Raw genomic sequence first — 15,665 nt, forward strand, 5'->3', positions numbered from 1 at the left:
TATAAAATATTATGATTTTATTTTTTGTGAACGAGAAGCGCTTGAATGATACTGCCATTTAATGTAACTGCTTTCGTTTCTACTAACTTGCGCTAAATAAAGTGAAGCGAAAATGATCATCGCAAAAGCAATTGACAAAATTATAAAGCCTCATAACGGGGCTTGTGTTACTATAGGAAACTTCGATGGAGTCCATAAAGGACACCAGAAGCTGATTTGCAGCACCTGCCAAAAAGCAAAAGAACTCGGCCTTGCCAGCGTTGTTGTAACCTTCGATCCACACCCGCTAAGGGTCCTTGTAAACAGTAAAACCCCTCCTTTCATTACCTTGACTTCCCAGAAGCTGGAACTGATTGCGCAACATAATCCTGATATTATTCTTGCTCTGAATTTTACAAAGGAAATTGCTGCACTGTCACCTGAGGAATTTATTAAAGAATTTCTCATTGATCCTTTCGGGATGAAAGAAATGGTCGTTGGCTACGACTATGCATTAGGTAAAGCAAGAAGCGGCAACTATGAAATTCTGGCAAAGCTTGGCGGCAAATACGGTTATGGTATTGAGCGTCTTGAACCTGTCATTATAGATGATGCAGTGGTCAGCTCGTCACGCATCCGCGACCTCGTGACAGAAGGCAATGTTTGGGATGTTCGCCCGTTACTGGGACGTTTCTATCAGGTACGCGGAGAAGTCGTACATGGTATGAATCGCGGCGGAAGGCTACTCGGATTTCCTACAGCCAACATCAAACTAGAAGATGAGCTTTTCCCTAAAAAGGGAGTCTACGCAATCAGGGTTGAAGTTGACGGTGATGTTCGCCCCGGGGTTGCGAACATCGGCAAGAATCCGACATTCGGTAATGATGCTCTTTCTGTAGAAGCACATATTTTCGATTTTTCTGAGAATATATACGGCAAGAATATTAGAGTCCATTTTATTCAGAGAATCCGCTCCGAACGCAAATTCAACGGACTTGACGAATTAAAGGAACGTATAGCTATCGATATTGAACTTGCCAAATCTATTCTATCATACCCTGAATCTCAAGTGCGGCCGGGTCTACACTTAACCGAGTCAGAAACTGGAGCCTGTTAATGAGTCCTCTCTTAAAATTAAAGATGTGGACAGAACTTGCCCGCACATATCGTAATATAAGCGCCTTCAGATGGCTTCTTCTTGGAATTCTGATAGGCATTGTCTCCGGCATTTTGGCAGTAGTTTTTTTTGCAGCGGTTGAATACGGAAAGTTTATATTTCTAAATCAACTAGCAGGACTTGCCCTGCCTGCTCCTGAAGGGGAAGAACTTTTTCACGGTGTACCCGGAATTCTTCGCACATGGACTATTCCTATTTGTACCACGATTGTTGGTCTTACTACGGGCTGGCTGGTTAATAAATATATCCCTGAAACTATCGGCGGCGGGACTGACGGAACTGATGCTACTATTAAATGTTTTCATCAGGGTGGCGGGCTTATGCGCCCCATCGTCCCATTCATTAAAGGGATTACTTCCATATTCACTATTGCTACAGGTGGTAGCGCTGGCCGTGAGGGTCCGATCACTCAAATGGGTGCCGGTATTGGCTCATGGATTGCCCAGAAACTCAAAATGTCAGCTAAAGAACGCAGAATTCTTTTGCTGGCCGGTGCAGCAGGAGGGCTGGGAGCAATTTTTAGAGCTCCGCTTGGAGGCGCACTGACAGCTATTGAAGTTATCTATCGGGAAGACTTTGAATCAGAAGCAATCCTGCCATCAGTAATATCTTCTGTCGTATCATATTCTTTATTCACTCTTTTCTATGGAACCGAACCTATATTTGGTATTCCCCGGTTTGTTTTTCATGACCCGAAGGAACTGATTTTCTACACAATACTTGCCCTAGCGTGTACACTTGCAGGCTGGATGTATATCCGCACCTTCAGGTTCATAAAATATTCTGTATTTTTCCAGATTAAAGACCGCCTTGGTCTCATGTGGGCTACCGGACTTGGTGGACTCCTCATGGGAGTCATGGGTATGTTTTTCCCGCAAGTACTTTCCGGTGGATACGGCTGGCTGGAAATGGCAATCATGGGAGAAATTCCACTAATGATGATGCTTGTCATCGTCGTAGGAAAAAGCATCGCGACTTCCATGACTATCGGATCTGGTATGTCCGGTGGTATGTTTGCCCCTGCGCTTTTCGTGGGAGGTATGACCGGAGGTATTGTTGGTCAGGTTGCCGGAAAATATTATCCGGATATCGTAACGCAGCCCGGTGGATACGTACTTGTAGGCATGGCTGCTTTCTTTGCAGGAGTGGCTAAAGCCCCTATAGGTCCGCTGATCATGGTTTGCGAACTTACACAAGGTTATGGACTGCTTGCACCGCTGATGCTCGCATCTGCACTATGTATTGTACTTGGCCGCAGCTTCTCTCTGTATGAACATCAGGTTGAAAGTAAGTTTGATTCGCCTGCGCACATTGAGGATAAAACAATTAATATCCTTGAAGGATTACATGTAAATACTCATTACAAACCAGGCAGGGTGACAACTCTTGAAGAGGGGACCACTCTAAAGGCACTTACAGATATTATTGCCAATACAAACGAACTATACTTTCCGGTCAAAAATGATGAAGGTGTCATCACAGGTATTCTGACTATTCAGAATGTGCGTAACCATCTCTTCAATCCTGACCTTTTCGATCTCATTCTTACCAAAGATCTGGCAACCAAACCTGCTACTCTGATGGAAGATGATGATCTCTATACAGCTCTGCTCAAATTCGTTGATACAGACTATGGACAAATTCCGGTTGTTACTGAAGAAGACCCCAACCATATTATCGGGATAATCAACAGAGAAAACGTATTCCGAGCTTATGCAAAAGCTATTAAAGAACTTAGAGAAGATACAATATAAGACTTATTCTCAAAGTCATACTAATATCAAAAACTCCTTCTGCAGTATTCCTGCAGGAGGAGTTTTTTTATAATCACTTCCTGGATTCTAAACAATCTCATCTACATATGTTCCCGGAGGAGTTTTTTTATTTCCAGATGAAGAGGCTAGATCAGGTGGCAATGGCTCATGATTTTGACTAATTTCAGTATTAACATTTTCACTCTTGCTAACAGCACCTACAGCTGCAGCACGAGAAACTTCATCACTACCAGTTATAGGATCTTTCTCTTTTATTTCTTCGCCTAAAACAGATTCAATTTCATTTGTTTTTACGGATATAACTTCTTCAGCTTTATCCTCTATATCTTCTGACAGCTTGGAAGGATCTGGATTTGAAATGTCAACATAGCCATCCGGCATCAATTTCTCTTCAATTTTAGATTGTGCCTCTTCCTCTTCTTTCTGCTTTTCTTCTTTACGTGTCTCTTCAAGAGATTCTTCACCCTCTTCCAGAGTATAATCCTTTGCCTTCTGTTCAGCCTCATGCTCAGCTTTCAAACCCACTAAAGTAGGATCTTCTCCCAGAAGATCAAGTTCAAGTTTGTACTTGGAGACAACACCTTGAAATTTATCCATTAATTCATTTTGCACTTTATAACCAGTCATCAATCCTGTGATATATCTGGATGGTTCAGGAGTATCATTAACAAAACTCCCTTCTAACATATTGTGCGAAGAACTTGGTAATTTTTCTTCAGCTGGCTTTAGCATATTTCGCAAAGCCGCAACATATTCATCTTTACTACTAAGATGAATAACAACAGCTTTATTTTCATTTTCTGAATCAGCTTGACCTTCTTTTTGGGTTTCATTTTCTTCATTCGCGGGTGAAGCAACATTTAGTTTGAAACCTGAGATACCGTCGATAAGCATAAAACGACCTCTCAAAAACGATTATATTATTGACCTATTAAAAACAAAGCACACTTATTATAATCGGATAAACTTAACATTTCTTTAGGTTGAAAAAGAAAAAATATTTTAAGTTTAGGCCCCCAAGGATTAAATAAACTTCATTATATCATATGGAAATATCCTTCCCCCTCTTGCCATCCTTTCCACAGGTCTTATCCTTTTGTAATCAAAATTTTGTGCAGATTCATTTCATGAAAAATAAGCACGTAGAATCTTTTTTTAAGAAACTTACTGAATATACGTCTTCATTATGAACCGAAGATAAATAGATGAATCAGGAGATAAAAATGGAACTCAGAGGTACTACCATTCTGGCAGTCAGAGACGACAAAGGAACTGCCATGATAGGTGACGGACAGGTTACTATGGGGCAGGCTATTGTCATGAAGCACTCTGCTGTCAAAGTCAGAACTCTTTATAATGATAAAGTCATGGCCGGATTTGCAGGGGCAACGGCCGATGCTTTCACTCTTTTTGAAAGATTCGAAAAAAAACTTCAGACATATGCAGGCAACCTTGTTCGCTCAGCCGTAGAAATGGCTACTGACTGGCGCACGGATAAATACCTACGTAAGCTCGAAGCCATGATTATGGTTGCAGATGGTGAACATATTCTGATCATCAGCGGCAATGGCGACGTAATTGAACCAGATGATGGAGTTGCTGCAATCGGTTCAGGAGGAGCTTATGCTCTTTCTGCTGCCCGTGCGCTCCTGCGTAATACTGACATGCCCGCCGCAGAAATTGCTAAGAAAGCTATGGAAATAGCTGGCGAAATCTGCGTCTACACCAACGGCAACGTTGTTCTTAAAACACTAGAAAAATAATCTTGCAAAGGCCGCACAATGAGTAATCTTACACCTAGAGAAATCGTATCTGAATTGGATAAATTCGTCATCGGTCAGGCTGATGCAAAACGTATGGTCGCAATTGCCATGCGTAACCGCTGGCGCAGACAGCAGCTCCCTGCAGAATTGCGTGATGAAATAGCACCTAAAAATATCATAATGATGGGCCCGACCGGGGTCGGTAAAACAGAAATCGCCCGTAGACTGGCTAAGCTTTCCGGCTGCCCTTTCTTTAAAGTTGAAGCAACTAAATTTACAGAAGTAGGCTACGTTGGGCGTGACGTTGAATCCATGATCCGCGACCTGATGGAAATAGGCATAAACCTTGTCCGCAAAGAAGAAATGGAAAAGGTCAAAGTCAAAGCGGAAAAAAATGCTGAAGAACACCTGCTCGACATTTTGCTTCCATCATCTAAGCCTGCACAATCAGGAATGGGATTTTTTAATAATGAAGAACCGCAGCAGGAAGAAAAACCTGCAATTGACAACTCTTCAACCCGTGAAAAGTTCCGCCAGATGTGGCGTTCCGGTAAACTTGATGACCGTGAAGTGGAGATAGAAGTAACCATTCAGGGCGGAACCGGAGTTGAAATTATGTCCATGCCGGGCATGGAAGATATGGGCATGCAGGTCAACGACATGATTGGTAAAATGTTTCCAAGCAAAAAAAAGACCCGCAAAGTTAATGTTCGAGAAGCATATGAAATTTTGATCCAGCAGGAATCAGATAAACTGATCGACATGGACAATGTAGCCGAGCTGGCCCGTGAACGCGTTGAGCAGACTGGAATTCTGTTCATTGATGAAATAGATAAAATAGCAGGTAAACATGAAGCAGGCAGCAGTTCTGCAGATGTTTCTCGTGAAGGAGTTCAACGAGATCTGCTCCCCATAGTGGAAGGGTGTGTTGTTAATACAAAGTACGGCATGGTTAAGACTGACCATATTCTGTTTATTTCAGCCGGAGCATTCCACTATGCCAAACCTTCGGATCTTATTCCAGAGCTTCAGGGTCGCTTCCCTCTGCGAGTTGAACTTTCTGCACTCGGCAAAGATGAGTTCTACAGAATCCTCACCGAACCTCAGAATGCTCTGACTGTTCAGTACAAAGCCCTCCTTGAAACTGAAAAAGTTACCATTGATTTCAGCAAGGAAGCTTTGGAAGAAATTGCCGGAAACGCTCAGAAAATCAATGAAGAGACTGAAAATATCGGGGCGAGAAGACTCTATACAATCATGGAGAGGATACTGTCTGATCTTTCTTTTGAAGCACCTGATAGACCTGGAGATAACATCATAATTGATAGAGAATATGTTCAGAAACAGCTAGTAGATGTTATTGAAGACAGAGATTTATCTCGTTATATTTTGTAACAATTAGTCACATAATATAAAACACAATAAAACGGGAATCTTATCGCAAGGTTCCCGTTTCTTATTATCTTTTTAAAATTGTAGGATACTACAAAATATGCTACTTCTGAATGTATAGCCAATTGAGGACAGTTGTATTATCAGATTACCGGAAATAGTATGAATAAAATGAGCACAATAACTAATCCACCTAAAATCAGGGGAGCTTTTTCAACAAAAGCTGTACAAGAAATAGGTACGGGAACAACTAAGCGTAAGATTGTTCAGACATTCATTTACTATGTAGAAGAAAAAGATAGTGGCGAAATTGCTATACGTCCCTTAAATGATAAAAGTGTTCCAAGCGGTGAAGAACAGTACATCAGTAAGGAAGAATTACTAGAATCCTTCACACCAGAGCTGGAACTCTACACTTCAACAGTTTTTCCTGCCATAAAAGAACTTAACAAAGCTCTCGCTAAGGGAGACCGCCAGCGTCAGTCTGGAAATACTTTTACCGCTGAAATGGAATATGACAAAGCCCTTAACATTGATGAAGATAATATCCGGGCTAATTTCGGCATAGGTCTTTGTTACCTTGACCGCTGCGATGATGAAAAAGCTGCAGACATATTTAAACGGCTCGTAAATTTAGATGCAGCATTTGAGAAGGAACATAAGCATCTTTTCAATGAGTTTGGCATCTCTCTACGCAAAAATGCCATGTTTGATGAAGCTGTTGAATTTTATACCAGAGCTATCGGCCTGACTGACGATGACGAGAATATTTATTTCAATATTGCCCGCAGTTTATATGAAAAAGGGAAGAAAACGGAGTCATTACAATATCTTGAAAAATGCCTGCTTTTGAATCCTGAATCGACTGCGGCAAATAAATTAATCCGTCATCTTCATAAAATGCTCAAAACATAACCTTACGTAGTCCCTTCTTAATCTCTTCCAGTATAAATGGACTTTTTTTCCTTACATTTTCTTTATATATCCACACAACGCCTTGATATTACTTAACCTAAACTTTAGGCACGGCCTTTGCTTATAACAAAGTGACCGGATTTATATTCCGGCTTTCTATGGTTTAACAGGATTCGGAAGATCAACAAATTCAGTCCCGAACCTATCAAGGAGTTTTCTCATGGCTTTCAGCTCAATGTATACAGGTGCAACAGGTCTCAAATCACATGGGATACTTATGCAGCAGATTGGCGCAAACCTCGCCAACGTAAATACGACTGCCTACAAGAGCGGCGATACTTTCCTTGAAACTCTTGCCAGCCAAAGCCTTTCCGGTTCAATTTCAGGTGTTGTAGCAGGCGGAGGCTCCAATACAGTTGGGCAGATTGGAATGGGAACCAGAGTTTCGACTACCCGAATAAATTTTGCAGAAGGTTCATTTGAAAGAACCAATAACAGTACGGACCTTGCTATCGGTGGGCAGGGATTTTTCCGTGTGGCAAATCCTGCTAAAAATGAAAGTTTTTATACACGTGCTGGAAGCTTCCACTTTGATAAAAACGGGCAGCTTGTCGATAATCATTCTAATATTTTGCAAGGCTATAAAATAGATGAAAACGGCGTCATAGGAACGACTTCACAAAATATAGTACTTCCCATGAAACCCGAGCTTGATGCCAACGGTAACGAAATCATGACTGTGAAATCCGACCCGAAAGCAACTACTGAAGTCTCAATGCGTACTAACTTAGATTCTAATGCTACTGATAACAGTGAATCCGAAACCAATCCATTTTTCTCTTTGCTTGAAGAATGGAACGGGACAAATGACCCACCACTTGCAGCAGACAAATATGAATATAACTCAGCACTTCAGGTTTACGACAAAAACGGTAACAAGCAAGATCTGGTTGTATATTTCGATAAAGTAACCAATGACGGTGATTCTTCAGATAAGATGCACTGGGAATATATTGTGACTGTTCCTCCGGGAAGTGATGCCAGTGCTCTAGGCGGCACATCATCAGCAGGACTGCTCATGACCGGAACTTTGACTTTTACAGGAGACGGAACCCTTTTGAACCAGAGTGCATATACTTTGCAGGATGGCGCTGACGCAAAGTCCCTGAGTAACTGGAGTCTAGCAAATATTAACAGCAACGGCATCCCAAATTTTGATTTATCATTTAAAGGAGCTGACGGAAGCACCAGTTCCCAGACAGTTTCACTTAATATGGGAATATCTTCATCTTCAGATTCGTGGAACCAATCAGGTGTAACTGCAGCCAGTGTTGGAAGTAATGCTTCCAACCTTCCGGGTATGACTAACGGAAAAATAGATGCAATGGCTACAACTGCCTACTATGGATCATCATCAACTATAAGTCAGTCTCAGAATGGATTTGGGGAAGGATATTTGCAAAACGTTGATTTTAACTCTGACGGTATCATGATAGCGCACTTCTCCAACGGACTCAGCACAGAGCTATACCAGGTCAACATGTACAATTTCAAAAATGAATTCGGTCTCCGAAGAGAAGGTTCAAACTATTTTACTGCCACAGAGGGATCCGGAGATGCTATTGAGGGCGTGGCTCGTAAAGAAGGGCTGGGATCAGTAGCCGGGAGCAACCTTGAAAGCTCTAACGTTGATCTGGCGGAAGAATTTGCCCATATGATTTTGAGCCAGCGTGGATATCAGGCCAACTCGAAAACCATAACAACATCTGATCAACTAATAAACATAGCCCTTGGTGTTAAGAGATAAGACTCATAAAAATTAACCCCCATCAGAACATCTGATGGGGGTCTTTGATTGGCGACAGCCAGAATCAATCCAGTATAAAACTAATCTCTTATCTTCTGGGCCAGCAAACGCAAATGGCCGCGCTCTTCGTCAATACACTCTTCCACAAACTTCTGCTCTGATTCAGGAACCATTCTTTTCAACTCAGTGAAAAGAAGTATCGTGTCCTTTTCAAAGCGCATTGCCGCTCGCACTGCATCTTCAAAAGAGAAATCAGCATCCTTGAAAGCTTTAGTGTAGTCAAAATTAAATACGTCATGAGAATCAACCAGCGCCATAACATACTGGGTATATTCTTCGTAGTCGCTTCCCGGAGGAACTTCTATATTTCCGAGACGGTCACGCATACCACGGAAAAACATTTCGTGTTTTGACTCTTCCTCAGCAAAAAAATCAAAAAATTCCTTAGCGGCAGGATCTTTTGCTTCATCAGCTGCCAGCAGATAAAAGGCTTGACCTTTCTGCTCAATTCGCATGGCCAATTCAACAACTTCGTTAGCACTAAAAAAAGTTACCATTTCAACTCCTCATGGATTTTAAATCTATTTATCGTGATCATTTTGCCTGCTTTAATGAAATAAAATCAGACGAATCTCTGCAAACAGATGGTCATTAACGATAATATTAAACACAGAAGGCAAAAGCGCAACTGGAATCGACTAAATTATCATAAAAGTTGTCTTTCGAATTTTTCTAATTCAATGTATAAAAAGATAATGGATTTATTGCATGAAAAAATGCAAAAAGAAAAAAGTGCTTTTCAATTCCGATCAGCCTTTTTAAAGTCATATCAAATAAGAACCAAAACTGATAATATATTTTCAAGCAACTAAGCAGGGGGAAAAATGACAACAGAAGTACAAGAAGACATTGCTTTACAACATTTCGTGGAACAATCACTGGACAAATTAAACCAGATTGAAAATGCATTGATGCAACTTGAAAAAAGTAAATCTCCATCAGCTGTATCCGTCCTTCAAGTATACGGGATACTTACTTCGCTTAAAGAAAGTGCTGCCCTTTTGGAGTTGCGCAAAATAAGTTCTGTTTCAAGTGCCATAGGGCAGGTACTGGATAAAGTATATAAAAACGAGGTTGAACTGAGCCCGGATCTATTAAACATTATTATTGATTCATTTGATAAATTGAATGAAATGGTAAGTAATGCAACCCTCAGTGAAGATTATGATATTCGCATCGTTACTCTTCCTCTTGAAGAACTTGCTAAAACAGAGATTGTGCTAGAAGAATTGGAACAAGAGAAAAAGAGACCTGCACCCCAAAGACAGGTCATTCGAGCCCCAGAGCATAAACCGGAAGTTACTCCTGACCCTGTTGTTGAAACATCACCATCTGCAACATTTGAGGAGGAAACAAACCTTGAGCCTGTTGCAAAACCAGTTGTCCGCAGTATTTCAGCAACTAAGTTCCGTAAAAATTATGGAATAACAAAAGAAATTGATCTTGCCAGTAATTCAAATCCGCTCGGTGTTTCAAAGGCTGTTTCCAACACAATCATTAGTATGGCAGAAAATTGCTTTGCATTTGAAAACAATAACTCAGACAGTCTTAAATTCGGATTAGCCAAACGTTATGATGTTCCGGAACAATCAATTATTGTAGCCAACAGTGCTATTGAACTTCTCGATTTAACTCTGCGATTATCTGTTATTCCCGGTATTGACCATATTTTAAGTTATGAACACGGAATGCCTGATTACAGCAGAGTGGCTGCGCTATGCGGAGTCGAACTTATGCGTTTGCAGCGGGGCAGAAATTTCTCACCTCCTCTTGATCAGATGGTTACAACCGCTAACGAAAACACTGCTGCAGTACTTATCACGAACCCCGATATACCATCAGGTTACGGTCTACCCGCTGAAGAATTAGCTACAATGGCTAACCTGCTTCCTGACCGGACTTTACTAATTGTTGACGAACGTTCTGTTGAATTTGCATGGCCGGAAGATGATTACTCTATGCTCAACTTTATTGAAAAGGCCCCTAATCTTGTTATTTTAAGAAGTTTTTCATGGTCATTCGGCCTGCACGGCGTGCGCCTGGGATATGCAATTATGAATCCTGAACGTGCTATACAGTTTGAAGAATCAAGACTGCCTATTCCGATCAATCCGCTTAATCTGAGTGCAGGTCTGGCCGCTCTTAATCACAACGAATTTTACTACTCGACAATTGCCCTGATTATCCGTGGACGTGAGCGGGTGCAAAACGGACTGAAAGAGCTTGGCTGCACAGTTTACCCCAGCCAAAGCAGTTTTGTAATGTTCAATGCTGCCATACCTGCTGAAGATCTTTATAATAAGATGCTTGAATACGGTTTTAAATTGAAAAAGCTAGACGAGTACGGTCTTCCTGATCTGCTTACAGTTTCAATTGGAAACAACTCACAAAACAGAATGTTTCTAGCTGCGATGAGAAATGTTTTATAAACAGGAGACTATTAATATGATAAAAAATATCTTTATCATGGCAATATTATTCACCCTTGCTGGATGTGCAGGCAACCAGACATCAATGCAGGACGTAACAGCTTATTGTCGCTCATATACAACTAATGATCTATGTGACTCACAAAACACAATCTGTGCTAAATACTCTGAAATCATGCTGCATCCCTATAAGTCAGTTAAAGATTGCCGCCAAAGTTGTGAACAGGTCAAAGCTAATTCATGGGAACAAAGGGATCTTGGTAGCTGCAACAAGCTATTTGAAGCCATTGAAGACAAATGTAATGAGTTCTGTGACGCCAGCTATAAATAGACTCTAAAAGTTGCAAGAGCATAAGCTCTGACGTATGAGCTTGGAAATAATTACTGACTATTTTATTTACGGTACGGGCTCTACCACTACTTGGTAACAGCTAACATATTTTATTAAAAGGAACCTTTGATCATGCTTAAACGGTTTACTGTCGGGCAAAAAATATTCTGCAGCTTTCTAATAGTTTTTATCCTTTTCGGCGCTGTTGGTCTGCAATCGCTGAAAGCGTTAAAAGACTCATCCAAAGGATTTACCGGCTACAGGGAATATGCAAAAGACTCCAACTTGCTCGGTGATATACAGGCTAAAGTTCTTGAAGGCACTACAGATGTCAAAGACTACATTATTACAGGAGACAATAAGTACCGATTAAAATATTCGGATAACGTGAAGAAACTTTATCCACTTATTGCTTCAGCTGAAAAAATTCTGACATCTGACACAAGAAAAGAACTGCTGCTTGAGGTTAAAAATCTTCTTGAAAATTATGACAAGAGCTTTGTTGAGGTTGCCAAATCTCAGGTGAAAAGAGATAAAATAACTACCGATTTTTTGGTTCCTGCAGGCATAGCCATGGAGCAAACTTTTGAAAAGATTATCGACAATTTAGGCAAAACTAAAAATAACAGTGAAGCCTTATACTGGTGTGCCAAAGGTGTGCGAAACCTTATACTCGGCAGATTATATACTGCTAAGTACCTTGAAGTAAGCCTAAAATCTCATTCACGGAAATCTTTAGATGAGATGCAACATCTGAAAATTGTCTTGAATAATCTTTCAGCAATTCTTAATAAGCAAAACTCTAGGCATCTTAAAGCAATTACAAAATCATATGATATTTATGTTAAAGAAGTACATGAACTTATAACAGCGACTGAAGAACGCGACAGACTTATCAATACAGAATTAGACGTTTTAGGCCCTAAAATAGCAGAAATTATTGAAAAAGCAAAACAATCCGTTATAGCTGACCAGAGCATTTTAGGTCCTTCTTTACAGAAAAATAATGATCTGGCTATCATGAATGTTTATATTATAGGTCTATGCGTTGTTATACTCGGGCTTGGAGCTGTTTTCATAATCGGGCGCGATATCACCCTGCCTTTACGTAAAGTTGTCGAAGCTGCTTACCGTATTGCTGAAGGTGACATGAGTCAGACTATATCTGAAACTGACCGTAAGGATGAATTAGGGGCCCTTGCCAGAGCCTTTAACCGAATGACAGGCTCACTTAACGAAATGGCAGAAGCAATGGAACGAGTGGCTGATTCAGATCTTACAGTTACGATCCTGCCAAGATCTGAAAATGACACTATTGGTAAAGCTTTAGCTATTATGGTTGAAAACCTGAAAAGTGATAGCCAGAAAATTCAAGAAACAGTGCGAACCCTTTCATCATCTCTTTCCCAAATTTCAGCAGCATCCGCAGAGCTTACTGCCAGCGCTGCTGAAACTGCTAGTGCTGTAGCTGAAACTAATGCTACTGTTGAAGAAGTAAAACAGACTGCACATCTTTCAAATGAGAAATCACGTCAAGTAGCTGAAGTTGCCCGTAAGGCTGTGGCTACCTCTCAGCAGGGTAAGCATGCAGCTGAAGAGGCTGCTTCAGGTATGAAAAATATCCGTATGCAGATGGATACTATTGCTCAGTCTATTGTAAAGTTGTCTGAGCAGTCACAGCATATCGGCGACATCATATTTGTTGTAAACGATATTGCTGATCAGTCTAATATTCTGGCTGTAAATGCCTCCATCGAGGCTTCTAAAGCAGGGGAGGAAGGACGTGGTTTTACAGTTGTAGCCAGGGAAATCCGTAATCTTTCTGATCAATCAAAGCACTCAGTGTCACAGATCCAATCAATCCTAGCTGACATTCAAAAAGCCACAAGTTCTGCGGTTATGATTACCGAAGAAGGCGGAAAAGCCGTAGAGACAGGGGCAAACCTGTCTTCCCAGACTGGTGATGTTATCCTTAACCTCAGCACTGTAATTAATCAGTCAGCCCAATCATCTGCTCAAATTGCAGCCTCCAGCCAGGAACAACTTGCAGGAATGGATCAGGTTGCAGTTGCACTAGGCTCGATTAAACAGGCAGGAGAACAGAACCTCGAAAGCTCTAGACAATTGGAAGAAGCGGTTAAAGACCTTGACCAACAAGCACATTCACTTAAAGACATGATGGAACGATTCAAATTATCATAACCCCGCACTTAACTATATAATTTAACTTAACAAGTTGTGTTAATTTAAAATTTAAACTCGCACTATGGCCTGTAAAAATCAGCCAGTTTTGCCTATTTTTCAGGGCAAAACTGGCCTTTTTTATAAACTTTTAAAACTCTCCTCCCCACAAAAACAGCAATTTCTTAATCTATCCATGCCGTTTTACGAAATCACACTCTTCTTTTTAAATAAAAACGAAAAATTCTGCTTAAATTTACAATTTTTACAATTTAAAACCAATCAAACAACTATATTTTACATCTCAACGTGATGAATTGACGTTTAAATCTTCTTTTCACACACATAACACCCTTATTTAATTAACTTTATTATAAAAACTACCATTTTTTGAGTTATTCCTTAAATAAATCAATCAGTTAGGATTAAAAACAATCTCAATATATAAACACTTAAAATTATAGATAATTTATTGTTTTTTGAGTATTTTTGCAAAAATGTCTTTTTTATTTTTGTTTTTTGATATAATTTTCATCAAACAATGACGAAATCGGAATTTCTTAATGAACATTTCAGGAGGTAAAGAATGAAGAAGGTTATTATCAAGTCACTTATGGTTCTCATGGTTATGAGTTTTGCTATTGCCATGATAGCCGGCTGCTCAAAAGAAGAAGAGAAAATCAAAATCGGATTCAACATCCCACTTACTGGCGATATCCCAAAAGTGGGTGAAGCTTCTAAAAATGCAGCTGAAATGCTTCTGGCAGATATCAACGCACAGGGCGGTCTTGAAGTTGGCGGCAAAAAGATTCCTCTCCAGTTTTTTTACGAAGATAATGAATCAAAAGCAGAATCTGCAGTTAACGTTGCGCTGAAACTTATTGAACAGAACGGAGTTGTCGCTATTATAGGCCCCAACTCTTCAAAACAGGCTGTTCCTGCAGGTGGAACCTGTAACGACAACCGCACTCCTATGGTATCCCCATGGTCTACCAACCCAGACACCACCAAAAACCGCCCTTGGGTTTTCCGTGCAGCTTTCCTAGACCCATTCCAGGGACCTGTTGCCGTGAACTTCGCAACAAAGCAGTTTAAAGCTACCAAGGCTGCAGTTCTTTTTGATGTTTCCAACGACTACTCAAAAGGTCTTGCTGAAATATTCAAAGATGTATTTGAAAAGAAAAACGGCGGAGAATCCGTTGTTGCTTTCGAATCACATGGAACCAAAGATCAGGATTTCTCAGCACAGCTCACAAAAATCATCAATTCCAAACCTGATTTCATTTTTGTACCTGACAACTACAATCAGGTTGCACTTATTGTTAAACAGGCCCGCGACCTCGGTTGGACAGGACCATTCATGGGTTCTGATGCATGGGGTTCCGCTGAGCTGATGAAACTTTGCGGCGATGACTGCAAAGGACAGTTTTTCTCCACACACTATGCTGCTGCAGGCGCGAAAGGCGCAACAAAGGAATTCATCGACCGTTACGAAGCAAAATACGGCGAAACTCCTGACGATGTTGCAGCCCTCACATGGGATGCTGCCCGCCTTGTACTTCAGGCTATTCAGGATGCAGGATCATATAATCCAAATGTTAAAGACGAACGCAAAGCTATCCGTGATGCGCTGAGTTCTATCAAAGAATTCGCAGGAATCACCGGCTCCATGAAATTTGACAGCCAGGGTGACCCCATCAAATGTGCTGTTGTTGTACGTATTGATGACAACGGCAACTTTGTTTTCGCAGAATCAGTCTGCCCCTAGTTATTGAATAATATTCAGGCGGCGGTTTTTTACAACTCCGTCGTCTGATTTATTAAATTCCCAATAGATGCTGCCGTTCGGAGTAGGT

Annotated in this window: 12 protein-coding genes; 10 read left to right on the plus strand and 2 right to left on the minus strand. The window is 40.8% G+C overall.

Translation table 11 applies throughout. The features are described from left to right. Positions 1–112 precede the first annotated feature (112 nt). Positions 113–1,096 (plus strand): bifunctional riboflavin kinase/FAD synthetase, encoded by a 984-nt coding sequence (locus H589_RS0108380; protein WP_027721611.1) that lies wholly within the window; start codon positions 113–115, stop codon positions 1,094–1,096. Continuing rightward, entirely contained in the window at positions 1,096–2,910 is a 1,815-nt protein-coding gene (locus tag H589_RS0108385; protein WP_027721612.1) for a chloride channel protein, read from the plus strand. The genes H589_RS0108380 and H589_RS0108385 overlap by 1 nt, the downstream gene beginning before the upstream one ends. 87 nt (positions 2,911–2,997) lie before the next feature. Here H589_RS0108385 and H589_RS0108390 read toward each other — a convergent pair whose 3' ends face one another. After that, positions 2,998–3,825 carry a hypothetical protein gene (locus H589_RS0108390; protein ID WP_027721613.1) on the minus strand — a complete coding sequence of 276 codons (828 nt, stop codon included), beginning with the start codon at positions 3,823–3,825 and terminating at the stop codon, positions 2,998–3,000. A 329-nt stretch (positions 3,826–4,154) separates the two neighbouring features. Here H589_RS0108390 and hslV point away from each other — a divergent pair, with 329 nt between their 5' ends. From hslV to H589_RS0108410, 4 genes are all read left to right on the plus strand, one after another. Further along, positions 4,155–4,694, plus strand: a complete 540-nt coding sequence (hslV, locus tag H589_RS0108395) for an ATP-dependent protease subunit HslV (RefSeq protein ID WP_027721614.1) — start codon at positions 4,155–4,157, stop codon at positions 4,692–4,694. An 18-nt stretch (positions 4,695–4,712) separates the two neighbouring features. After that, positions 4,713–6,089, plus strand: a complete 1,377-nt coding sequence (gene hslU / locus H589_RS0108400; RefSeq protein ID WP_027721615.1) for an ATP-dependent protease ATPase subunit HslU — start codon at positions 4,713–4,715, stop codon at positions 6,087–6,089. 159 nt (positions 6,090–6,248) lie between these two features. Continuing rightward, positions 6,249–7,001, plus strand: a complete 753-nt coding sequence (locus H589_RS19410) for a tetratricopeptide repeat protein (RefSeq protein ID WP_035075498.1) — start codon at positions 6,249–6,251, stop codon at positions 6,999–7,001. A 220-nt stretch (positions 7,002–7,221) separates the two neighbouring features. Next, positions 7,222–8,808, plus strand: coding sequence for a flagellar hook protein FlgE (locus H589_RS0108410; protein WP_027721616.1), 1,587 nt, complete (start codon positions 7,222–7,224; stop codon positions 8,806–8,808). An 80-nt stretch (positions 8,809–8,888) separates the two neighbouring features. Here H589_RS0108410 and H589_RS0108415 read toward each other — a convergent pair whose 3' ends face one another. Continuing rightward, the gene (locus tag H589_RS0108415) at positions 8,889–9,365 is read right to left on the minus strand and encodes a ferritin-like domain-containing protein (RefSeq protein ID WP_027721617.1); all 477 of its coding nucleotides are present in this window, start codon (positions 9,363–9,365) and stop codon (positions 8,889–8,891) included. Between the two features lie 327 nt (positions 9,366–9,692). On the opposite strand from H589_RS0108415, the gene H589_RS0108420 reads away from it, so the two are divergent. The 4 genes from H589_RS0108420 to H589_RS0108435 all read left to right on the plus strand — a co-directional run bounded on the left by H589_RS0108420 (position 9,693) and on the right by H589_RS0108435 (position 15,577). Further along, complete coding sequence (locus H589_RS0108420; protein ID WP_027721618.1) at positions 9,693–11,297, plus strand: aminotransferase class I/II-fold pyridoxal phosphate-dependent enzyme; 1,605 nt, start codon at positions 9,693–9,695, stop codon at positions 11,295–11,297. A 16-nt stretch (positions 11,298–11,313) separates the two neighbouring features. Beyond that, positions 11,314–11,628, plus strand: coding sequence for a hypothetical protein (locus H589_RS0108425; RefSeq protein ID WP_027721619.1), 315 nt, complete (start codon positions 11,314–11,316; stop codon positions 11,626–11,628). 132 nt (positions 11,629–11,760) lie between these two features. After that, complete coding sequence (locus tag H589_RS0108430; protein ID WP_027721620.1) at positions 11,761–13,830, plus strand: methyl-accepting chemotaxis protein; 2,070 nt, start codon at positions 11,761–11,763, stop codon at positions 13,828–13,830. 565 nt (positions 13,831–14,395) lie between these two features. Further along, a complete protein-coding gene (locus H589_RS0108435; protein WP_027721621.1) occupies positions 14,396–15,577 on the plus strand; it encodes an ABC transporter substrate-binding protein in 1,182 nt (393 codons plus the stop codon). Positions 15,578–15,665: the final 88 nt, after the last annotated feature.

This window comes from Maridesulfovibrio zosterae DSM 11974, from assembly GCF_000425265.1.
GTDB lineage: Bacteria > Desulfobacterota > Desulfovibrionia > Desulfovibrionales > Desulfovibrionaceae > Maridesulfovibrio > Maridesulfovibrio zosterae.